19 protein-coding genes are annotated in these 20,218 nt (G+C 43.8%); 12 read left to right on the top strand and 7 right to left on the bottom strand.

Annotation, left to right across the window (positions count from 1 at the left end):
- The first annotated feature begins 2 nt into the window (after positions 1-2).
- From ACN6MV_RS01945 to ACN6MV_RS01955, 3 genes are read left to right on the top strand one after another with little or no spacing between them, the layout of a single operon-like run.
- Positions 3-1,157: a sensor histidine kinase gene (locus ACN6MV_RS01945; RefSeq protein ID WP_419885586.1), complete on the top strand. Its 1,155-nt coding sequence runs from the start codon at positions 3-5 to the stop codon at positions 1,155-1,157.
- A complete protein-coding gene (locus ACN6MV_RS01950; protein WP_419885587.1) occupies positions 1,154-1,756 on the top strand; it encodes a response regulator transcription factor in 603 nt (200 codons plus the stop codon). The genes ACN6MV_RS01945 and ACN6MV_RS01950 overlap by 4 nt, the downstream gene beginning before the upstream one ends.
- Positions 1,757-1,774: 18 nt before the next feature.
- Positions 1,775-2,476: a histidine phosphatase family protein gene (locus ACN6MV_RS01955; protein WP_375104574.1), complete on the top strand. Its 702-nt coding sequence runs from the start codon at positions 1,775-1,777 to the stop codon at positions 2,474-2,476.
- A 97-nt stretch (positions 2,477-2,573) separates the two neighbouring features.
- Here ACN6MV_RS01955 and infC read toward each other — a convergent pair whose 3' ends face one another.
- On the bottom strand, positions 2,574-3,092 hold the full coding sequence (infC, locus tag ACN6MV_RS01960) for a translation initiation factor IF-3 (protein WP_341050673.1): 519 nt from the start codon (positions 3,090-3,092) through the stop codon (positions 2,574-2,576).
- A gap of 61 nt (positions 3,093-3,153) precedes the next feature.
- Positions 3,154-4,059, bottom strand: coding sequence for a LysR substrate-binding domain-containing protein (locus ACN6MV_RS01965; protein WP_419885588.1), 906 nt, complete (start codon positions 4,057-4,059; stop codon positions 3,154-3,156).
- Between the two features lie 110 nt (positions 4,060-4,169).
- Between ACN6MV_RS01965 and ACN6MV_RS01970 the strand changes: the two genes are divergently transcribed.
- The 3 genes from ACN6MV_RS01970 to ACN6MV_RS01980 all read left to right on the top strand — a co-directional run bounded on the left by ACN6MV_RS01970 (position 4,170) and on the right by ACN6MV_RS01980 (position 6,548).
- On the top strand, positions 4,170-4,574 hold the full coding sequence (locus ACN6MV_RS01970) for a tautomerase family protein (protein ID WP_076116552.1): 405 nt from the start codon (positions 4,170-4,172) through the stop codon (positions 4,572-4,574).
- Position 4,575: 1 nt separating this feature from the next.
- Positions 4,576-4,905, top strand: a complete 330-nt coding sequence (locus ACN6MV_RS01975; RefSeq protein WP_419885589.1) for a carboxymuconolactone decarboxylase family protein — start codon at positions 4,576-4,578, stop codon at positions 4,903-4,905.
- Positions 4,906-4,991: 86 nt separating this feature from the next.
- Positions 4,992-6,548: a sigma-70 family RNA polymerase sigma factor gene (locus ACN6MV_RS01980; protein ID WP_419885590.1), complete on the top strand. Its 1,557-nt coding sequence runs from the start codon at positions 4,992-4,994 to the stop codon at positions 6,546-6,548.
- 377 nt (positions 6,549-6,925) lie between these two features.
- Here the strand turns inward: ACN6MV_RS01980 and ACN6MV_RS01985 are convergent, their stop codons facing one another.
- Positions 6,926-7,819 carry a helix-turn-helix transcriptional regulator gene (locus tag ACN6MV_RS01985; protein WP_419885591.1) on the bottom strand — a complete coding sequence of 298 codons (894 nt, stop codon included), beginning with the start codon at positions 7,817-7,819 and terminating at the stop codon, positions 6,926-6,928.
- A 145-nt stretch (positions 7,820-7,964) separates the two neighbouring features.
- Here ACN6MV_RS01985 and ACN6MV_RS01990 point away from each other — a divergent pair, with 145 nt between their 5' ends.
- The 3 genes from ACN6MV_RS01990 to ACN6MV_RS02000 all read left to right on the top strand — a co-directional run bounded on the left by ACN6MV_RS01990 (position 7,965) and on the right by ACN6MV_RS02000 (position 12,758).
- Positions 7,965-10,217: a beta-L-arabinofuranosidase domain-containing protein gene (locus tag ACN6MV_RS01990; RefSeq protein WP_419885592.1), complete on the top strand. Its 2,253-nt coding sequence runs from the start codon at positions 7,965-7,967 to the stop codon at positions 10,215-10,217.
- A gap of 309 nt (positions 10,218-10,526) precedes the next feature.
- Complete coding sequence (locus ACN6MV_RS01995) at positions 10,527-12,242, top strand: ABC transporter ATP-binding protein (RefSeq protein ID WP_419885593.1); 1,716 nt, start codon at positions 10,527-10,529, stop codon at positions 12,240-12,242.
- A 33-nt stretch (positions 12,243-12,275) separates the two neighbouring features.
- A complete protein-coding gene (locus ACN6MV_RS02000; RefSeq protein WP_042123607.1) occupies positions 12,276-12,758 on the top strand; it encodes an NUDIX hydrolase in 483 nt (160 codons plus the stop codon).
- 81 nt (positions 12,759-12,839) lie between these two features.
- On the opposite strand, the gene ACN6MV_RS02005 is transcribed toward ACN6MV_RS02000, so the two are convergent.
- Positions 12,840-13,415 (bottom strand): TetR/AcrR family transcriptional regulator, encoded by a 576-nt coding sequence (locus ACN6MV_RS02005; protein WP_341050664.1) that lies wholly within the window; start codon positions 13,413-13,415, stop codon positions 12,840-12,842.
- A 186-nt stretch (positions 13,416-13,601) separates the two neighbouring features.
- On the opposite strand from ACN6MV_RS02005, the gene ACN6MV_RS02010 reads away from it, so the two are divergent.
- Positions 13,602-14,852, top strand: a complete 1,251-nt coding sequence (locus ACN6MV_RS02010) for an MFS transporter (RefSeq protein WP_231574022.1) — start codon at positions 13,602-13,604, stop codon at positions 14,850-14,852.
- A 71-nt stretch (positions 14,853-14,923) separates the two neighbouring features.
- On the opposite strand, the gene ACN6MV_RS02015 is transcribed toward ACN6MV_RS02010, so the two are convergent.
- Positions 14,924-15,820 (bottom strand): LysR family transcriptional regulator, encoded by an 897-nt coding sequence (locus ACN6MV_RS02015; protein WP_042123611.1) that lies wholly within the window; start codon positions 15,818-15,820, stop codon positions 14,924-14,926.
- 333 nt (positions 15,821-16,153) lie between these two features.
- On the opposite strand from ACN6MV_RS02015, the gene ACN6MV_RS02020 reads away from it, so the two are divergent.
- On the top strand, positions 16,154-16,825 hold the full coding sequence (locus ACN6MV_RS02020) for an O-methyltransferase (protein ID WP_375104584.1): 672 nt from the start codon (positions 16,154-16,156) through the stop codon (positions 16,823-16,825).
- 69 nt (positions 16,826-16,894) lie between these two features.
- A complete protein-coding gene (locus ACN6MV_RS02025) occupies positions 16,895-17,446 on the top strand; it encodes a GNAT family N-acetyltransferase (protein WP_042123615.1) in 552 nt (183 codons plus the stop codon).
- 57 nt (positions 17,447-17,503) lie between these two features.
- Here ACN6MV_RS02025 and ACN6MV_RS02030 read toward each other — a convergent pair whose 3' ends face one another.
- Both ACN6MV_RS02030 and ACN6MV_RS02035 read right to left on the bottom strand, forming a co-directional pair.
- Positions 17,504-19,450 (bottom strand): FtsX-like permease family protein, encoded by a 1,947-nt coding sequence (locus ACN6MV_RS02030; protein ID WP_419885594.1) that lies wholly within the window; start codon positions 19,448-19,450, stop codon positions 17,504-17,506.
- Positions 19,440-20,201, bottom strand: coding sequence for an ABC transporter ATP-binding protein (locus ACN6MV_RS02035; RefSeq protein ID WP_042123619.1), 762 nt, complete (start codon positions 20,199-20,201; stop codon positions 19,440-19,442). The genes ACN6MV_RS02030 and ACN6MV_RS02035 overlap by 11 nt, the downstream gene beginning before the upstream one ends.
- Positions 20,202-20,218: the final 17 nt, after the last annotated feature.

Genomic DNA, 20,218 nt, shown 5'->3' on the forward strand with positions numbered 1-20,218 from the left:
GAATGGCTGAGCGTGCGCAGTTTCGGTTATTTCCACAAAAACAAGGGTTTTTCCCTTATGTATGGGCTGTTTATCTGGTTTTGCCCATCCTGAATTTGCGTGGGGAGACTGGATTGAAGCTCATTCTAGGCGGGTTGATGATAGCGGTGTTCGCCATCAGCTATCGCCAGCTGTATTGGGTTCGGGGTGGAGTATTTAATGTTTGGTTAACGATTCAAATGGTGATCATCGTGGTGCTTAGTTTGTTTTATACGCCCTTTAATCTGTACATGGGCTTTTTCACCGCGAATTTTATAGCTTACTATACGGAGAATAAAGGGTTCAAAATTGCATTTACTTCTTTTGTGGTCATGGTACTTTCTGTGCTGGTTTTAGTGGGTCGTGAGATGGAGTGGGGAAGCATGATATTTTTAGCTCCATTTATCATTATTATGTTGATTAGTCCGTTCGGCGTGAGATCCATGAATCGGAATCAGAAGCTGGAGAAAGAGCTGGATCAAGCCAATGAGGTGATTAAAGAGCTGGTGAAGCGTGAGGAACGGATGCGAATTGCTCGTGATTTACATGATACGCTCGGGCATACGTTGTCCTTGATTACATTAAAAAGCCAACTCGTAGAGAAGCTGGTGACCAAAAATACGGAGCGAGCCCAAGAAGAGGCGCGGGAAATTCAGCGTACTTCGCGGGCTGCGCTCCGTCAGGTGCGTGAGCTAGTGTCGGAAATGCGGGCGATCTCAGTAGCAGAAGAACTGGCAGAAGCCGGGGAAATGCTGCGCACGGCGGAGATTGCCTTGGAAGTGGAAGGGGATATCTCGCTAGAGGGAGTATCCGACCTGACGCAAAATATTCTCAGTCTCTGTATAAAAGAAGCGGTGACTAACATTGTGAAGCATAGTAGAGCGGATAAATGCTTCATCGGGGTGGCGAAGACCACCGGAGAAGTTCGAATTACTGTTAAGGACAATGGGATTGGCCTCCAGAACGGTGAGAGATGTAGTGGTGAGCTTAGCGATGGAAATGGTATGAAGGGGATGGCAGAGCGTCTATCTCTGATTGATGGCTCTCTGTCGCTAAGCTCAGAAGAAGGTCAGGGAACTACGCTGATCGTTATGATCCCTCTAATCGTTAAGGAAGCAACAGGAGGTGAGAGTGCATGATAACCATCATTATAGCGGAGGATCAACGTCTGCTTCGGGGAGCGATGGCTTCCCTGCTGGATCTTGAGGATGATATCGAAGTCGTCGGAGAGGCTTGTGATGGAGCAGAGGCGTTAGCTTTAATCGACAGGCTTCAGCCGGATGTATGTCTCATGGACATTGAAATGCCGTTCAAGAGCGGGCTGGAGGTTGCAGAATTATTGCGGGGGAAGGGTTGTCCGACTAAGATTATCATCTTGACAACCTTTGCCCGACCGGGCTATTTCGAGCGTGGAGTGAAGGCTGGGATACAAGGGTATTTGTTAAAGGACGAGCCAGTAGATAAATTAGCCGAATCAATTCGTCGTGTCATGGCTGGACATCGGGAGGTCTCTCCAGAGTTAGTCTTCGGTAGCCTGCGGGAGGAGAATCCACTTACAGCACGTGAGCGAGAGATCTTAAAGCTGGCTGGTGAAGGGCAAACGGCGGCAGAGATCGCTTTTTCGCTACATCTTTCTTATGGTACAGTTCGCAATTATATTTCTGAAATACTCAATAAGCTGGAAGTGAAAAGTCGAATTGAGGCGGTACGACTGGCAGAGGAAAAAGGCTGGATTTGAGGGGAGCAGGGCATTATTATGCAAATATTTCTTATTCGTCATGGTGATCCGGACTATTCCATAGATGGCCTGACAGAATTCGGGCATCAGGAAGCAGCAGCACTAGGAAAGCGCATGGCATCTATAGGTCTGGATGAATTATATGCTTCACCACTGGGTAGAGCACAGACAACAGCCAGTTATGTGGCCAAAGAGACGGGACTTGTCATTCAGACAGAACCTTGGACTAGTGAGCTGGATTGGACAGAGATTATGTTGGATGGACAAATGGCGTCTATATGGGATAGTCCCGGAGAACATATCAGCGAATTATCTAGTGGAAAGAGAGTATGGTCTGATGAAACAGATCATTGGTTGAAGCAAGAGGAATACAGATTGCGGTTCAGCGAATTACAAGCGGCTTCAGATCAATTCTTGCTGCGACATCACTATAAAAGAGAAGATGGCCTGTATCGGATCCTTGAGCCTTCAACCAAAAAGATTGGAGTAGTATGCCATGGTGGCTTTGGTCTCGCATGGCTAGCTCATTTATTACAGATTCCTTTAGCCTTGGCTTGGTCCGTATTTTGGTTAGCACCAAGCTCGGTAACGACGATCTTGTTTGAAGAGCGCAGCGAGCACTTTGCAGTTCCTAGGTGTATTGGACTAGGAGATGTCTCACACCTTTATGCTGGCGGCATGAATTATCGCCCGAGGGGATTAATGGGCAATCATGTTTAAAGTGAATGCTTAAGAGCTTGTCTATGGAGAGGAGGGCCATCCCACAGAGGATGGCCTTTTTACTAGCTCTATATGATCGGAAAGAATAGGCCACTCTTCAACGTGGATTTAATTTCACCTGTGACCCTTTACCACCCGTCTGGATGCCAGTATCCTTTGTTCCGACTTCCTTTAGGTCAGTCACTAGTCGCTCCAATACGGCCTTGGAAGCGGCGGCTTCTTTGGCGCCGGATGCCTTCACGACTAATTGCACTGGCTTGCCAGAACGGAGATGCTTCTCTGCCTGGCGAAGCTTCGTATCGTAATCATGCTCTTCAATATGAGCCGTGAAGCGGAGTTCTTTGACCTTCTCCTTGCTGCCACCTTTTGCAGCTGAGCCACCACTAGCCTTGCGTGCTGAGGCTGCCTCCTTCTGCGCGGCCGCTTTTGCTTTGCCCTTTGCAGTTAGGCTGCAGGGTGGTGGGCTGCTCATTAGCGAGGTACATACCAGATCAGCACCTGCTGATCTGGCCAGGGCCAGGGCCTCTTCCCGGGAGACGATACCCAGCTTTTCGCCTCTAAGTCCTGTAAGGACTACTTCGGATGCTCTGATTTGTTCGTTGATTAATACTGCCACTTCTATGAATCCTCCCCTGATAACGATGATAAAGCTATCATATATGGAACTAGCTTGAGGTTCAAATGTGGAGCGTAGGATTAGCGTTACTGATCCTCTCAATTTCTTCTTTTATGATTTGTAGGATTAGTTTTTTAGATGATGTTGCTAGATATTCTCGGTTGCGCCGCTGCAATATACCCACTTGAATGAACGGTTCACTTAGTTCAACATCTATTTTTACGATATCTGTCATTAAAGCTGTCGAATCAAGCACTACCCCTACCCCAGGGTTCTTTCTTACAAAATGAGGAATAGCAGAAATTTGGCTTATGGTGGATAAAGTGGGCTTTGATTCGAATCTCGAAAATTGCTTAGCTAACCGAAGGTAATATAAGCAAGTCCGTCCTCCAGCTATAATTGGATATTCAACAATTTCTCGAAATGAGATATCGTGTCGTCCGCTTAAAGGATGATTGTGATCTACTATGAAAGCGATTTTCTCGTGATAGAGCGGTTCGAAATAAAAGAAAGACAGGTCGGATGGCTCACCGCAGATGGCGAAATCCAGTTCACTTTGTAGGACGAGTTGCGAGAGGGAATCAGTGTTACCCTGAATGAAGTTACATGCCATCTTTGGTTTTTGCTCATGAAATTTTCGCAAGGCGTTCGGTAGGACGGATTCCATCATGGATTCAATGCCTCCGATATGAAGTGTGCCAATTTCGTCATGCTGTAAAGCCTTGGTGAGTTCTGATACATAGTTCCAATGTTGAATAAGGTTATCGATTTCCGCTGCAAAAACTTGCCCAGCACTTGTCAGTTCTACTTCCCAGCCTCTGTGAAAGAGTTGTATGCCCAGTTCTTTTTCAAGTCGTTGAATTTGGTTGGTAATGGTAGACTGCGCATAATTCAACTTCTCGGCAGCGCGTGAGAAAGTGCCTTCTTGAAGGATGGTCTTAAAAGCCATCAGTTCTTTTAGATCCATCGATTGTCACCTCTATCGATATAATTGATTAAGATTATTATCTTATTCAATTATATAAATCAAAATACTGAGAGTACAATAAAAGAATTCCAAAGAAGGAGTGAATTAAAATGCCATTCATTAGAGTCAGTTATCTGGAGCAACAATACGACATTCATCAGCTAGAAGGAATATGTAGAGCGATTATGAGCGCGTTAATTCAGCATTTCCATGTACCGGAGGATGATCTGTTTCAGGTTTTTCATGCGCATAAAGCGGGGGGATTTTTTTACAGTAAAGATTATTTAAATATTGAACGAAGCGACGGACTGATATATATCCAAGTTACGCTAAAATCCGGAAGATCAACAGAACAGAAGAAAAGCTTTTACGCGAGGCTAGCCGAGGAATTATCGATGACGCTAAACATCAGAAAAGAAGATATATTCATTGTGCTCGTCGACACGGAATTCGAAGATTGGTCGTTTGGTAACGGTGTTGCTCAAATGCTACAACCTCCGGTTAGGGAGGTGTAATATGGCGCATCGGAAAATCGTCACAAATGTACGGGAATCGTTAGGGGAGTTCGCTCCAGCATTCGTCGACTACTCGGAAAATGTGTTATTTGGGGACTTATGGAGACGGGAGCAATTATCACTTCGGGATCGTAGCATGATTACGATTTCTGCTTTGGTAATGGGGAGCATGACGGAACAACTGCCCTATCATTTGCGCTTGGCTTTAGAGAACGGATTACAACTTGAAGAAATCGTGGAGGCCATTACCCACCTTACTTATTATGTAGGCTGGCCGCGAGCCTCTTCAGCTTTAGAGGTTGCAAAGGATGTAATAGGAAAAAATAAATAACGTCTGACTTTTTTAATCTCATCCGTAACCTTTGGGAACTTCATTGGCACTTGTATATAATACGGAAGAAGGGAGCGAGGGAAGGTATGCTTCAGTATATAGAAGAAGCGAGACGAGGAGATCGTCAAGCTTTTGAACAGATCGTTAGGCATTTTACACCAATGGCGAATGCGGTTGCATATGAAAAGCTCCACGATTATCAATTAGCGGAGGATGCTGTACAAGAAGCCTTCACAGAAGCCTTCCTGAATTTGAATAAATTAAGAGCGGTAGAGGCATTTCCAGGCTGGTTTAAAGCGATTGTGGCAAGGCAATGTTATCGTATCCTACGAAGAAAGCAGCATCCTGCACTCCCCTACGATGAAGCTGTGGAATCGACAGAAGCTTCATTTAGTGTGGCAGACATAATTGAGAAAAAAGAAGCACGGCGACTGCTTCACGAGTCTATAGCTGCATTGACATCCAATATGCGGATCGCCGTTCAATTATATTATTTTCAGGGATACTCTCTTCAAGAAATTGCTGACTTTCTGGGGACTTCTGTCCCGGTATTGAAGAAACGACTCTTTGATGCTCGCCGCAAGCTTAAGGGTGCGCTGCCTGTTGCGGATGTCCTCTCCGTATTCAACCATTTGTACGAAGGAGGAAAAGGTTTGCTTCATATTGTAAACGGAGATGTAGTGGGAGATAAGCTGCGTCAGGGAATTGTGAAGGGTGATGTATTAGTTTGGAGAGAGGTCTATTCTCATGGACCGGTATTTTTAGAGCCTGCAGAACAGGATAACCGCTTCATACGGGCTGAATATTTGGAACAAACGATGGGGATTCCGCAGACGGAATTTATACAGGGCAGTGAGAGTCAGGAAAAAATATTAGCTGATTTTCATAAATATGAGGAAGTGGTGCTATGGTTCGAGCATGATCTATTCGACCAGACGATGCTGTGCTATTTGCTCCATTGGTTCTCGAAGCAGAAACAGGGATCCACGAAGCTGAGCTTATTGTGCATTGGAGAGTATCCTGGCATTGAGCTGTTTCGAGGACTTGGACAACTATCTGTAGAGCAAATGGAGACTTTATCAGGAACATGGAAGTTAATTGGAGAGAAGGAGCTAGAGGTAGGCCGAGCGTTCTGGGAAGCTTTTGTATTACCGGATCCAGAATCATTGCAACAACTGCTAGCTAAAGATACGTCCGCACTGCCATTTGCGCATGACGCCTTCGTGGCGCATTTATCACGTTTCCCATCGACCTATAATGGACTTGGGATTGTGGAACAGATGACTTTGGAGATGATTCTTGCTGGAATTAACTCCCCTTACGAGTTGTTCAAAAATGTGGGAGATAAGCTTCATATATTAGGCATGGGCGATTTGCAATATTGGCATATTCTAAGACAGATTGCACAAGACCCATACCCGTTACTGCAAATGCGTGGTTTGACGGAATTTCCCGGTTATAACGAGCCAGGGATGCCATTTCAAAATTGTGAAGTTGTATTAACAGCGTTCGGAGAGAACGTAATGTCTGGTAAAGAGGACTGGGCCGAGAAGAAAGGGATTGATGAGTGGTATGGCGGGGTGCATCTGCAAGGCGTAACTCCGCGCTGGAGATGGAATTCGTCTTCGCAAACGATTCAATAATATAGAGAATGTAAGTTAGAGAAGGGGCTGTCTCAAAAGTAGTTAATGCTGCTTAGATTCAGCTTCTTTTCTTGAGAGTAATTAGGGAAAAAATCCCTGAAAAATACTGATTTTTGCTTCAAAAGAATGAAATTAGGGAATTTATCCCTAAAATAGGGGTAATATCTATACTTTTCAACAAATCGGTCGAATTTTAGGGAGGAATTCCCTAATCACTAGACAAATGAATAGAATATCAGATTTTTTAGGGAGAAATTCCCTGATTATCTATCGGAGGATCGGCTTTCCCCTTCTTCAACCCATGGCGAGGGGGCTCCACGGACGTAGTGTTGTTACAAACTCTTTTCAAAACGTGAAACCTGCCGCAGTTTTTTACTTCAATCATTATTCATAAATGTCTTATGATAGGCGTTACGATATTGGGTCGGTGTCATGTTTTCGTATTTTCGGAAGAGGCGCATGAAATATTTATCGTCGGTGAACCCCGTCTCTGTCGCGATTTCCCTCACGCTGAGGGCGGTTCTGGTTAGCAGCTCCTTCGCTTTAGTCACACGTATTGAATGAATATACTCCAAAGGCCCCATCGAGGTATGTTGTTTAAATAGCCGAGCTAAATAATCCTTGTTGTAATTGAATTTCTCCGCAATGATTGCCACCGTAAGAGGTTCTCTTGCGTGTATTCTTGTCCACTCGGCTATTTTGACAAAGGTGACATCTTGCTGCGCACGGATTAGCTTACTGGCGAACGGCTGAAGCGCATGCTCAGACAGCTCAATTAAGAGTGAGGTCAACAAATAATTAACACTGGAATAGGTCAAATACCCTGAGTTGGCCACATGGAGGATTTGATTCGCCAGGATATGAATCCGGTCTCTGTGCTCGATCTTTATGAACTGTGGTAGATATAGATCATGTACGGACCATAAGCGCTGTGTGCGCGAAAAGATTTCTTCTGCCTCCGGTTTCATTTCCGCCTCACTCAGCAATACCCCCTCGCTTTTCAGCGCGAAATGAAACCAATAAAATTTAACTCCGGGTCGTGATTCTCTATAGCCGACATGCGTGCGATTAGGCATAAGCAAAAGAGCCTCATCAGGGCCAACTTCGAAGCTTTTGGTCTCCTCACTTAAATAAACCGTTTCATTCACGCCTATGATTAGCTCATAATTGCCCATTGCACGTTCTACATGTTTCCATGGCGTTTCTGAGATGAATTCACCTGCTGCTGTAAAATGAAGAGGTACATCTGCATTTATCTTCAAATAGGTCATGCGATCCTCCCAGCAATCAATAAGTCGGATTTGTCCACCATATGTATGGCTGATCTACCGACAAATCAACGTTCCGATGTTATCTTATGGATACAAATATACACTTGTCGGATAACGCTGACAAGATTGCGAGGGAGAGATTTCTTTGAAGACGCAAGCTTTTGATCTGAAGGACGTACGTATAGAGTCAGGTCCACTTCTCCATGCGATGGAGTTAAATACGGATTATTTACTAAAGCTGGAGGCTGACCGGTTATTGTCACGTTTTCGCGAGTATGCTGGCTTAGCGCCCAATGCTGCCCATTATGAGGGATGGGAAGCTCAGGGAATTAGCGGTCATACATTAGGACATTATCTATCTGGATGTGCGTTGATGTATGCTTCTACGGGGAATGAAGAGCTGCTTCAACGTGTGAATTATGTAGTAGATGAATTAGAGCAGTGTCAGAATGCACATGGTAATGGTTTTATCTCCGGGATTCCCCGCAGCAAAGAACTGTTTGAGGAAGTGAAGGCAGGTGACATTAGCTCGCAAGGCTTTGACCTCAACGGTGGCTGGGTACCGCTGTACACAATGCATAAGCTATTTGCGGGTCTCCGCGATGCTTATCGTTTGGCTGACAATCAGAAGGCACTAGTGCTTGAAACGAAGCTGGGACTGTGGCTTGAAGATATTTTTGCAGAGCTGAGTAAAGATCAGATCCAAGAGGTACTGCGCTGTGAATTCGGCGGCATGAATGAAGCACTCACGGATTTGGCAGAGGATTCCGGTGATGATCGTTTTCTTGCCTTGGCGGAAAGCTTTTACCATGGTGAAGTTCTTAATGATCTGGCCGTAGAAAAAGATACCCTAGCCGGAAGACACGCCAATACTCAGATTCCGAAGATTATTGGAGCGGCAAGACAATATGAAGTAACAGGACAGGAGCATTATGCTGGTATCTCACGCTTCTTCTGGGATCGGGTTGTGAATCATCATTCCTATGTGATTGGCGGCAACAGCTACAATGAGCATTTCGGTGAACCGGATAAGCTAAATGATCGATTGGGCGAAGGCTCCTGTGAGACGTGCAACACTTACAACATGCTGAAGCTGACGAAGCATATGTTCCAGTGGGATGCTTATGCCGCATATGCGGATTACTACGAACGTGCAATGTATAACCATATCCTGGCTTCTCAGGAGCCGGTAGATGGACGTGTGTGTTATTTTGTATCCCTCGAAATGGGTGGACATAAGTCGTTCAACTCCCAGTTTGAGAGCTTTACATGCTGTGTAGGCTCAGGAATGGAAAGCCATTCTATGTATGGGTCGGCGATTTACTTCCATAGCGCAGATGAGCTGTATGTGAATCAGTACGTACCTTCAACAGTGACTTGGAAAGAGCAAGGCATTCGTTTGAAGCAAGAGACCAAGTTCCCTGAAGAGGGACAAGGCACCCTGCGTATCAGCACAGAGAAACCGACTAAATTCACATTGAAGCTAAGATACCCTTACTGGGCTGAGCAAGGCATGAACGTTAGGGTAAACGGTGAAGACATTCAAGTGAAGGCAGGCAAATCTAGCTACCTTACGTTGGATAGAGTATGGCAGGATGGGGATGTTGTCGAATACGACATTCCAATGTCGGTAAGAATCGAATCTATGCCGGATAATCCGAACCGAATTGCTTTCCTCTACGGGCCGCTTGTGCTCGCAGGTGATTTTGGAGCTATAAATGCAGAGCTAGGCGACGATCGCGCCCTTGCTTCCGTATTAATCGGTGATCGCGAGACGCTAACGGACAACCTCATTCAGTCTAATGTGAGTGAAAATGTGTTCCGGATGAAGGGTTTAGGATATACGGCGGATCATGAGCTTCGTCCATTCTACCCCATGCATGATCATCGTTATTCTGTGTATTGGGATTTGTTCACGCCGGAGGAATGGAAGCTGGCAGAAGCTGAATACCGTGAAGCCGTGGAGAATAACCTGCTGCTTGAGCAGCTAACCGTTGATTCGGTACAACCTGCTGAAATGCAGCCTGAACGCGATCATAACTTCACAGGCGAATTTGTAGGCTTAGGCAAAATTTACAATCGCAAGTATCGCGACAGTTGGATCAATGGCTGGTTCTCCTTCACGATGGAGGTCTTGCCAGAAGAACAAGTCGATCTGGTAGTAACCTATTTGAAATCGAATGATACTTCGGTGGCCTTCGATATTACGGCAGACGCTAAACAGCTTGGATTAGGTGTCTTGGAGTCTGAAGAGATGAATAAGCTGGAAACGATTCGTTACGAGCTTCCGCAGTCGATCACAAGTGGCAAATCAGCCATTACGATCAAGTTCGCTTCGCATGAAGGACAGAAGGTTGGCCAAGTAGCAGGCCTACGTATCGTCAAACGTAATTCTTGAAAAATATGGATTATAGAATTATAATAGGGGCAATTCTTTTAATTGAGGTGAAATGGATGTCTTTCCGTATCGTTCGAAGTAACTAGTTATCGGGCTGGGTCAAACGCGTACCAGCTATCATGGGGGTAGTCTATCCTTTTGATTACATGAACTAGAGCTTTGAACGGTGCCCAGGCAGCCATTTTGTAAAGTCAGGCACTTAACCTATTTGACTTAGAGAACCGTTTATTTATGGGTGGTTTTTAACAGTTGGAGGGTGGGGTTTGCCTGGCTTTTTTGCATTCAATTAAAAGATAGGGGATTAACGATATGTTGAAAAAGAGTCTATCTAACCTAAAGTGGTGGATATGCGGTTATATTTTATTGGGTTTTACTATTCAGCTGCTGAGTAGTTTAGGGATTGTAGTGTTTCAAAAAATATTAGACAAGGCCGCGGTGATGAGCAGCTTCAGTGAGATATCTAATTTAATCATGGTGTATGGAGTTTTACTGGCTGGCGTTGTGATCCTAAATTATGTGGACGAATATCCTAGTGTTTATTTATCGAACAGTATAACGGAGAGATTAAAGATACTCGCACTATCCAAAATATCCAAAATCGACTATCAAGCCTATCAGGATATCGGCACAGGGCAGATGATTAAAGTGATCGAGAACGGGGCAGCGGCTGGAAACAGCATGATCTATTCTTTTTTCCTTAAAACATTACATGAGTTATTGCCCACGCTTCTGTTCAGTTTAATCTTTATTAGCTTCTATGATTTAAGGATCATGTTAGTCATTGCAGCCGGCTACGTGGTCGTCTTTCTAATAACGAATCTGCTGTTGAAATTTCTGTATGCGATGAAAGCTACCATTCTCCAGGAACAAGAAAAGATGTCCAGATTCTCTATCCGTGGATTCATGGAATTGGTTGTCTTCCGAACGAATAAACGATATGAGAAAGAGATTGATAAATTAAGCCAGACCGCACGCACTATCATTCATAAGAATGCTCAGCTACAAATGATCCACGAAGCTTTTTTCGCGATATTCGAGCTGTTTGTTACGGTAATTAAGGTCGTCGTCTTGATTTACGGTGTAAAAAGCGTTGTTGCAGGTGATACCTCACTTGGTGTTGTGGTCGCATTGTTTATGTTTATTGATAAGATTTACTCGCCGATTGCCATCTTTAATGTTCTATTTGTAGATTTCAGACTGAACAGAGTGACCTACAAAAGATTTGAGGAATTTATTGAGGCCCCAGAAGATAGAAACTTGGAGTCCGGAGAAGTCGTCACAGAGATCCACGGTAATATTGAATTTAGGGACGTATCTTTTGATTATGGGCAAGTGAAAATCTTGAATAATCTAACCTTTTCGATTGAGCGAGGAATGTCTGTTGCGATTGTCGGATTAAGCGGGGGCGGGAAATCTACCCTAATAAAATTGATTGTAGGATTATTAAAAAAGGACAAAGGTGAACTCTTATTGGACGGTAAGGATATCGATGAGATCCATCTGGATAGTTACTATGATCATATCTCTTACTTATCACAGGACACACCGATTTTTGATGCCACAATCAGGGACAATATTGTATTTGATGAGCATACCTTATCCGATGAAGAACTCTATGAGATTTTGGGAAAAGTTCATCTGCAGGAAAAAATAAGCCAATTGCCGGATCGTTTAGATACTTTGGTAGGTGAAAAAGGGGTCAAATTATCAGGAGGGGAAAGACAGCGATTAGCTTTTGCCAGAATCATCGCCCAAAAAAGAAATATATTAATTCTGGATGAGCCGGTGTCGGCACTTGATAATATCACGGAGCAAAGTCTCATGGAGACGATTTTGGAGGAATTTAAGGACAAAACCATCATCATTGTTGCCCACCGATTAAATTTCATAAAAGACGTTGATAAGATACTGGTAGTGGATCAGGGTTCGGTTGTGGGTGAAGGGAAGTTTGATGATTTGATAGAGCATTGTGAAGCTTTTAAAGCGTTATGGAGTAGAAAAATATCGTTTACAGATGCTGATTAAATTGTTAACATCTTCTAAAAAGAGGTGCGATCTATGGCATGGCCAACACATATTGTAGCGGTAGGTGGATTCGCAGAAAATGAGCAAGGAGATATCCTTTTAGTAAAGACTCATGATGGTGGCTGGGTATTTCCTGGTGGACAAGTAGAGGTCAGAGAGAACCTAATCGATGCATTAGTTCGAGAAATTAAAGAGGAAAGTGGAATAGATGTCACGGTTTCTCAATTGGTTGGTGTGTATTCGAATACAGGTATCCATAAATGGTATGACGGTGTGACGGATGTTCCTACTAAGGTCATGTTTGATTTTATCTGCAAGCCCGTGGGTGGGGAATTATGTACCTCGGAGGAAACCTCTGAAGTAATGTGGGTGGCAAAAGAGAAAGTGCTGGATTGGATTACACAACCGGCTATTCGTACCCGCTATCAAGCTTATTTGGATTACGATGGGAATACGAGGTATATGGATTATGTAACTGGAGACATGTTTGAAGTTAATTTAGATCGAACGGTGTAATATAAGTGATAGGCCATCCTTCAAAGGATGGCTTTTTAAATTATAAGAAAGTATAAGTTTCGCCAAAGGCGTTTATGTTTGTTATGCTTTGATGCCCTCAAAGGCAGAGGTGATCAAATATTTCACAAAAGCTTCGTCCAGCTCATCCCCTGTGATCAAAAGTCGATAAAATATCGGTCCATAGAGCAGATCAATCGTGATCCCAATATCCAGATCCGCTTTTAATTGACCCCGGGTCACCCCACGCTCCAACAACTGTCGTGCCTCTTGGCGACGGGGAGCGAAAAACCTCGCACGATAGGCCTCAGCAAGGCCGGCATCAAATTGACCTTCGCCGATCAATTCGGTAATGATCTTTCCTTCTCGGCTGCGAAGAAAATTAGCCAGGTTTGTGGCATGTATCATAATATCGTCCATGACCGAACCGGTGTCTGGCACTGGCAATCTTGCGGATGCTGCAGAGAGGTAGCCGTCCATGACCACCGCTGCTTTGTTAGGCCACCATTTATAAATGGTCGCTTTACTTACCTTGGCCCGTTCCGCGATTTTCTCTACGGTCACCGCACCAAATCCAGTCTCTAGTAGTAGATCATACGATGCTGCCAGAATAGAAGCCTCGGCTTCGCTATTGCGCGGCCGTCCTCTTTTTTTATCCATCAGAGATCCCTCCCGATTAATCTATCCTTTATTTAAGTTGCGATCTGAAAAGAAACTATACGTTCATTATACAAAAGGTTAAACGAAGTAGCCAATCGCCTATTTACAAAACTGAACGTTCAGTATATATTTAAATCAATTAATGAACGGTACGTTCAGTATTTAAAATCGAAGGGTGGAGATCTTATGCATCAAGGCAGTAGTATGAATCGGGTAAGTTCGGTAGGTTCAGTAAATTCGGTAAAACCGGCAAAGGAACATTCGGAAAGAAAGACAATCCCTGGATGGATTACATTTTTATTGGCGGCCTCCTGCGGACTTATTGTAGCCAATCTGTATTACGCCCAAACCCTGATCGGACAGATTGCCCAAGCTACGCATCTTTCATCCGGTGCAGCAGGTCTGATTGTGACTTTGACCCAGGTAGGTTATGTAATTGGTCTCTTGTTCGTAGTACCGCTTAGCGATATTATTGAAAACCGCCGCCTGACAGTGGCGTCTCTGGCTGTGGTGGTGGTGTCGCTGATAGCGGCTACGATAGCTCCTAATGCAGCGATCTTTCTGGGAGCGTCCCTGTTCATTGGACTCGGTTCTGTAGCCGCGCAGATTCTTGTGCCGTATGCGTCTTTTTTGGCTGCTGAAGAGCAGCGCGGCCGGGTAGTCGGTAATGTTATGAGTGGTTTGCTGCTCGGTATTATGTTCGCCCGGCCGCTGGCCAGCTTTGTCTCTGGATTGTGGGGCTGGCATGCGATTTATGCCATATCGGCGGTAGTGATCGCCTTGTTGACACTTCTGTTGTCCCGTGTACTGCCGCAGCGCCAACCTGAGCCTACAATGAATTATGGTGGACTGGTACGTTCTCTGGGAACTTTGCTGAAGAATACACCGGTGCTGCGTCGTCGGGCGATTTATCAGGCTAGCCTGTTCGGAGCCTTCAGCCTATTCTGGACGACGGTCTCTTTGCATCTGGCCGATACGTATCATTTAAGTCAGCAAGGCATCGCCTTGTTTGCACTGGCCGGAGTGGCTGGAGCAATTGCCTCTCCTATCGCCGGGAGGTTAGCTGACCGTGGCTGGACCCGGCCGTTGACCGGTCTTGCATTTGTGTTGGCGGCTGCGGCTTTTTTACTGGCTTATCTGTTTCAGAATGATTCAAGAGTGACGCTCGGGTTACTGGTTGCCGCAGCTATTATGCTGGATATGGGGGTATCGGGTAATCTAGTACTTGGACAAAGGGCGATTTATTCTCTTGGCAATGAGGCAAGAGGGCGTTTGAACGGATTGTTTATGGCGATATTTTTCGTAGGCGGAGCCATCGGCTCCTCGCTGGGCGGCTGGGCATATGCGTACGGAGGTTGGAGTCTGACCAGCTTGATCGGTCTGGCGCTGCCGATCTTGGCCTTCCTGTACTATTTGACAGAGAAGAAACAAGCATAAGGCTGAATTAAAGAAACTGCTTTCCGGGCTGAATATAGTCAGCCTAGAGAGCAGTTTTTTTAAAAAAAATGCTACATCGTATAAGGATTTTGGCGGATCATCTGAATAAGATTGTCCGCAGAAGCGGATAAGGGTTCATTTTTCCGCGTACAGATCGCAATACTATTCTTCAGATGTATTCCTTCGACATAAACTCGGCATAATTCTCCACGTTCTACATATTCGCGTACAACGAGCGAAGAGACGAAGTTGGCGCCATATCCGGCAATAACCGCTTTAATCGCTTCATGAAGTCCATTAAATTGTAAAGAGATCGTGGGCGCGGGCGTATTGTATGTACGGCATAAGGATAAGAGTCGCTCTCGTGTCGAACTCCCCTCCTCACGCATGACAAAAGACTCCTTCATCATTTCGGATAAAGAAATTTGCTGATTCGCATAAGGGTGATCTGGCGCAACTACAAACCATAGCTCATCCTGAAATAACTCCTCAGTCTGGATCGTATCTGGATAGGCCTCAGCAATTCCCCCGTAAATCGCCATATCCACGTCTACATTTAACAACTGCTTCAGAGCATCGCTTGAATTGGTGGTAGTAATCACCATTTCCACTTGCTCATATTGTTGTTTGAACTTTGCAATCCAGGTAGGGATAAGGAAGTGAGCGGGCAAATACGTCGCGGCTAGACGAATACTTCCATTCGTGCCGTTTACGTAATCTTGAGCAAATTGTTCGATCTGCTGTTCAACGGCGAACAGTCTTTTCGCGAGTAGGGCAAGCTCTTCACCCGCATCTGTTAAAGCAATTCCTCTGCCTTGAGGCTTAAATAGGGCGAAGGATAGTTCCTTTTCGAATTTTTTGATCTGAGCCGTAATCGCAGGCTGACTGATATTTAAAGTTTCTGAGGCGCGTGTCACACTGCCCATTGATGCGATCACATGGAATAAGCGCAAAGCGTGTAGATTCATGGTTAAGCCTCCATCATTCAATTCATATATATAAAATATGATTTAGGTTTAAAGATATATTATATTTATGATTATAACTGATTTACAATACAGGTATAAAGTTGAAGTTGAAGTTGAATGTGAATTATTAGTTAGGGAAAGGAGTAACGAAGAGGGGGTTTGGAACTGTAGGAGCGTAGCGTTCGCCTTTGTCTCCGGATTTCAACCTCTAGTATTGGTTATATAAAGGAAATCTGGAGACAACAGCGACCGGAAGTCCAAACACTCCTCGTAGTTACGATCGAACCCTAATTGTGGAAATGAAAATTTTAATTCAAAGGAGAAGTGATAAATATGAATCAAACGACTACATGGGATAAAGTTGATCAATATATTACAGAGCGTCTAATTCCACAGGACTCCGTGCTGGAGGAAGTATTGTTCGCCAATCAGCAGGCAGGCCTACCACCTTTTGATGTTTCACCTAGTCAGGGCAAATTTCTTAACCTATTGGTTCAAATGAAAGGTGCGCGCCGGATTCTAGAGATTGGCACCTTAGGTGGGTATAGCACGATTTGGATGGCAAGAGCCCTCCCGTCTGACGGACATATCGTTACTTTGGAGCTAGATCCATCGCATGCTCAGGTGGCTGGGACCAATTTCGAGCTTGCTCAAGTAGATGAACTGATAGAACTTCGTATAGGTGATGCTTTGGGGCAATTGTCTCAGATGAAACAAGAGGGTGTGGAACCCTTTGACTTTATATTCATTGATGCAGATAAGCCGAATAATCCTAACTATTTACAATGGGCGCTTCACTTCTCCCACCCTGGAACGGTGATTATAGGGGATAATGTAATACGTGAAGGCGAGGTCATTAACAAGAATAGCAAAGATCCTCGTGTAGTAGGTGTACGGCAATTTTATGATCTGTTAGCAGAAGAACCTAGGATATCGGCTACTGCCATTCAGACGGTGGGAAGTAAAGGGTATGATGGATTCGTATTAGGGATTGTAAATAGCTGAGTTATGCATTGCAAAATCCAGTAATTGTAATATAATCTATTGAAAATCCAATAGTGAGAGGTACTTTCTATGCAACCTACATTTGAAACACAAAGGTTAATGCTAAGACCGTTTCAATCCACAGATGCAAGTGACGTTCAAGAGCTTGCTGGGAATATGGAAGTAGCTAGAACAACATTGTCCATTCCCCATCCATATCCAGATGGAGCGGCTGAATCTTGGATTAGTGCCTGTAAGAAGAGAGCAGACGAGGGGGATGGATTTCCTTTTGCTTTAATTGGTAAAGAGAGCAACACCCTAATAGGTTGTATGAGTCTAAATATAGACAAATCGCATAAAAGAGGTGAGCTTGCTTATTGGGTAGGAGAACCTTTTTGGGGAAATGGTTATGCGACTGAAGCAGCTAAGAAACTGATTGATTTCGGATTTGAAGACCTGCTATTAAATAAAATATGGGCAGCGGCAATGACTAGAAATCCTGCGTCCTCCAATGTTATGAAAAAATCTGGAATGAGATTTGAAGGGGAATTTAAACGGCATATTTTAAAATGGGATAAATTCGAGGATCTAGTCTTCTACGGGTTAACTAGAATGGAATATGAAGATAGGAAATCATCTTAAAATAAAACAAAAAGGGTGCTCCTAAGCCATAATGGCTTTTGGAATACCCTCTTTATTTTAAAGCGACTCTTTAATCACTTTTTTATAATAGAACACGGATAGCACTGCAAAAATCGAATATAAGGCGGTGTATAGCAGCATCACCAGAATCATCGGCGTCATAAGCTCTGTACCGAAGAAGAACCATCCTGATTTTACGGCGAAGTAGCTGTGAAGCAATCCAATGACTAACGGAATCCCAAAATTAAATAATTGTTTCGCCTGAATGCCTTTAAGCAGATCACCCTGCGTAAAACCAAGCTTTCTCAGGATCGTGTAATTGGACTTTTCATTCTCACTTTCATCCATTTGTTTAAAGTAAAGTATACATCCGGAGGTAATCAGGAAGGTTAGCCCCAGAAAGGCAACGATAAACATGATAAGTCCCATATTTTGCTTTTGATTGTTTTTCGTCTCCAGTTGAGAGTCGTATTTGCTGTCTTTTTTAAATTTCATGTTCTGAAAAAGCTCATTAGCGTGTTCAACGCTTGACCGGTCCTTCATATCAATGCTGATATTAAGAGAGGACTTTTTTTGAAGGGCTGGATCTAGATCCTTCTTTAAGCGTTCAAAGGTCGTGTCGTCTACAATAGCAAGGGGTAAGCCGCCACCCGTGAAATAGAATAAAACGGGGGCTTCGATATCAATTCTTTTATAAAACTGCGGAATGACTTCATGTTGTCCCTTTAATTCAATGTCACCCTGATCATTCATAGTAATTATTTTCTCCATTGCACTACTTGTCTTCGTAAAATAGGTCTCATCCGGGGATAGATCAATGCCCTCTAATGAATTTTCACTGATGACGGGAAGAGCCATATTATTTGACATCATACCGAGTGCTTTGGAATTTTCGCCCAGAAGCTTCTCTATATTGACATCCACTTGAATGACTTCGGTTATTTTTTCTGTAAACATCAAATTTTCAGCCGTTAATGCCTCTTTAAATTGTTCAGCCTCCTGGATATCCGTAAGAATAAAATCTGACGGAACATAGAGCTTCGCACTTTTCTCAGCAGAGTAGAACGAAATGTAGCTCAAGGATAATAAACCTAGCGCCAGCGCTGATACCGTTGTAATGACGGTCAGTAATACGGCATTTGATTTCATTCGGAACATAATGGAGGAGAGTGACAACACCTCTTTAATATTCAGATACCCGTTTTTCTTTTTGCGAATGAGATGAAAGATAAAGCTTACAGAGCCTTTATAAAAAAGATAAGTCCCAATGATAACTGAAGCCAGAATAGTGATCATGGCTATAGATAGCTCAGTCATTGATGTTAAGTCTCCGCTAAACAATCGAGATGAAATCGAATAGCCAAGCAGAATCAATCCAATCCCAGCGATCCCTATAATCATTTCAAAGATAGACAGCTTTTTCACATTGCCTTCTGTGGTTGAGGTCACCCGGAATAAGGATAAAATGCTCTGTCTTTTAATAAAGCTATAATTCATCAGCATGATTAAGAGATAGATTACAAAGAATACAATCAGCGTTTGAATCAGGGCTGGAGCAGAAAAACGAAGGGAGGCTATCGCATCGACCCCTATCGTTTTAAAAAGAATCATGAGAATTAACTTTGAAACAGAAAAGCCTACGGCGATCCCTAGAACTAAAGATCCGAAATATAGAATGAAGTTCTCTGCCGAAAGAATTCGAAATATTTTACCCTTGGTCATCCCGATTAATTGGAACAGGCCAATTTCTTTCCCCCGGCGTTTGATGAAGATGGTGTTAGCATATAACAGGAAAATGGATACAATTGCGACCAGTAAGACCGAGGCAGCCTTAATTGCTGCGCCACCCTTGACCGAGCCTTCTACCGCATCCATTGAAGGATCGTATTGCAACGTAACAAAGGCGAAATATAAGGCCACGCTAAAAACGAGAGCAAACACATACAGGTAGTAATTTCTGATGTTTTTTCGCAGATTTCGAAGCATCAGTACATTAATGCTCATTCTGCACACCGCCTAATACACCTTGTGTTTTTATGATATCGTTGAAGAACACTTGTCTTGATTGTTCCCCTTTATTCAACTGCGTATAGATCGTACCGTCCTTTATAAAAATAACTCTGCTGCAATAACTCGCTGCCACCGGATCATGTGTAACCATAACGATTGTTGCTTTCCGTCTTTGATTGAGTTCACTCAGCTTGTTTAACAAATCAGAAGCAGATTTAGAATCCAAAGCTCCCGTAGGCTCGTCAGCAAAAATAATGCTTGGATCATGAATGAAGGCCCGAGCCGCAGAGGTACGTTGTTTTTGCCCACCGGAAATTTCATTCGGGTACTTATTCTTTAACTCTAAAATCCCCAGTTCCCGCGCGACGTTTTCAAATTTCTCATTGGCGATTTTCTTGGGTGTTTTGGTAATGGATAGCGGTAAGAGGATGTTTTCCTTCACCGTCAGCGTGTCCAAGAGATTGTACTCTTGAAAAATAAAGCCTAAATGATTCTTCCGAAATTCAGCTAATTGCTTTTCTTTCATATTAGAAATTTCATTACCCTCGATGGTAATCGATCCGTTGCTGATCTGGTCAATTGACGAAAGAACGTTAAGCAGTGTGGTCTTTCCTGAACCGGAAGAGCCCATAATACCGACAAACTCGCCTTCCTCTATTGAAATATCTAAGCCGCTCAGCACGGATTGTTTGTTTAATTTGTTACCGTAGCTTTTATGAATTTTAGTGGCTTCTAGAATTGCCATAATGATTCACTCCCCTT

This window comes from Paenibacillus sp. B-A-8, from assembly GCF_048572915.1.
GTDB lineage: Bacteria > Bacillota > Bacilli > Paenibacillales > Paenibacillaceae > Paenibacillus_AQ.

Excerpts from the sequence above, each read along its gene's own strand:
- ACN6MV_RS02025 (WP_042123615.1), top strand. The coding sequence starts at position 16,895 with ATGCAACCTACATTTGAAACACAAAGGTTAATGCTAAGACCGTTTCAA.
- ACN6MV_RS01955 (WP_375104574.1), top strand. The coding sequence starts at position 1,775 with ATGCAAATATTTCTTATTCGTCATGGTGATCCGGACTATTCCATAGAT.
- ACN6MV_RS01980 (WP_419885590.1), top strand. The coding sequence starts at position 4,992 with ATGCTTCAGTATATAGAAGAAGCGAGACGAGGAGATCGTCAAGCTTTT.
- ACN6MV_RS02005 (WP_341050664.1), bottom strand. The coding sequence starts at position 13,415 with ATGGATAAAAAAAGAGGACGGCCGCGCAATAGCGAAGCCGAGGCTTCT.
- ACN6MV_RS02010 (WP_231574022.1), top strand. The coding sequence starts at position 13,602 with ATGCATCAAGGCAGTAGTATGAATCGGGTAAGTTCGGTAGGTTCAGTA.
- ACN6MV_RS01965 (WP_419885588.1), bottom strand. The coding sequence starts at position 4,059 with ATGGATCTAAAAGAACTGATGGCTTTTAAGACCATCCTTCAAGAAGGC.
- ACN6MV_RS02000 (WP_042123607.1), top strand. The coding sequence starts at position 12,276 with ATGGCATGGCCAACACATATTGTAGCGGTAGGTGGATTCGCAGAAAAT.
- ACN6MV_RS01975 (WP_419885589.1), top strand. The coding sequence starts at position 4,576 with ATGGCGCATCGGAAAATCGTCACAAATGTACGGGAATCGTTAGGGGAG.
- ACN6MV_RS01970 (WP_076116552.1), top strand. The coding sequence starts at position 4,170 with ATGCCATTCATTAGAGTCAGTTATCTGGAGCAACAATACGACATTCAT.
- ACN6MV_RS02035 (WP_042123619.1), bottom strand. The coding sequence starts at position 20,201 with ATGGCAATTCTAGAAGCCACTAAAATTCATAAAAGCTACGGTAACAAA.
- ACN6MV_RS02030 (WP_419885594.1), bottom strand. The coding sequence starts at position 19,450 with ATGAGCATTAATGTACTGATGCTTCGAAATCTGCGAAAAAACATCAGA.
- ACN6MV_RS01995 (WP_419885593.1), top strand. The coding sequence starts at position 10,527 with ATGTTGAAAAAGAGTCTATCTAACCTAAAGTGGTGGATATGCGGTTAT.
- ACN6MV_RS02015 (WP_042123611.1), bottom strand. The coding sequence starts at position 15,820 with ATGAATCTACACGCTTTGCGCTTATTCCATGTGATCGCATCAATGGGC.
- ACN6MV_RS01945 (WP_419885586.1), top strand. The coding sequence starts at position 3 with ATGGCTGAGCGTGCGCAGTTTCGGTTATTTCCACAAAAACAAGGGTTT.
- ACN6MV_RS01950 (WP_419885587.1), top strand. The coding sequence starts at position 1,154 with ATGATAACCATCATTATAGCGGAGGATCAACGTCTGCTTCGGGGAGCG.
- ACN6MV_RS01985 (WP_419885591.1), bottom strand. The coding sequence starts at position 7,819 with ATGACCTATTTGAAGATAAATGCAGATGTACCTCTTCATTTTACAGCA.
- ACN6MV_RS02020 (WP_375104584.1), top strand. The coding sequence starts at position 16,154 with ATGAATCAAACGACTACATGGGATAAAGTTGATCAATATATTACAGAG.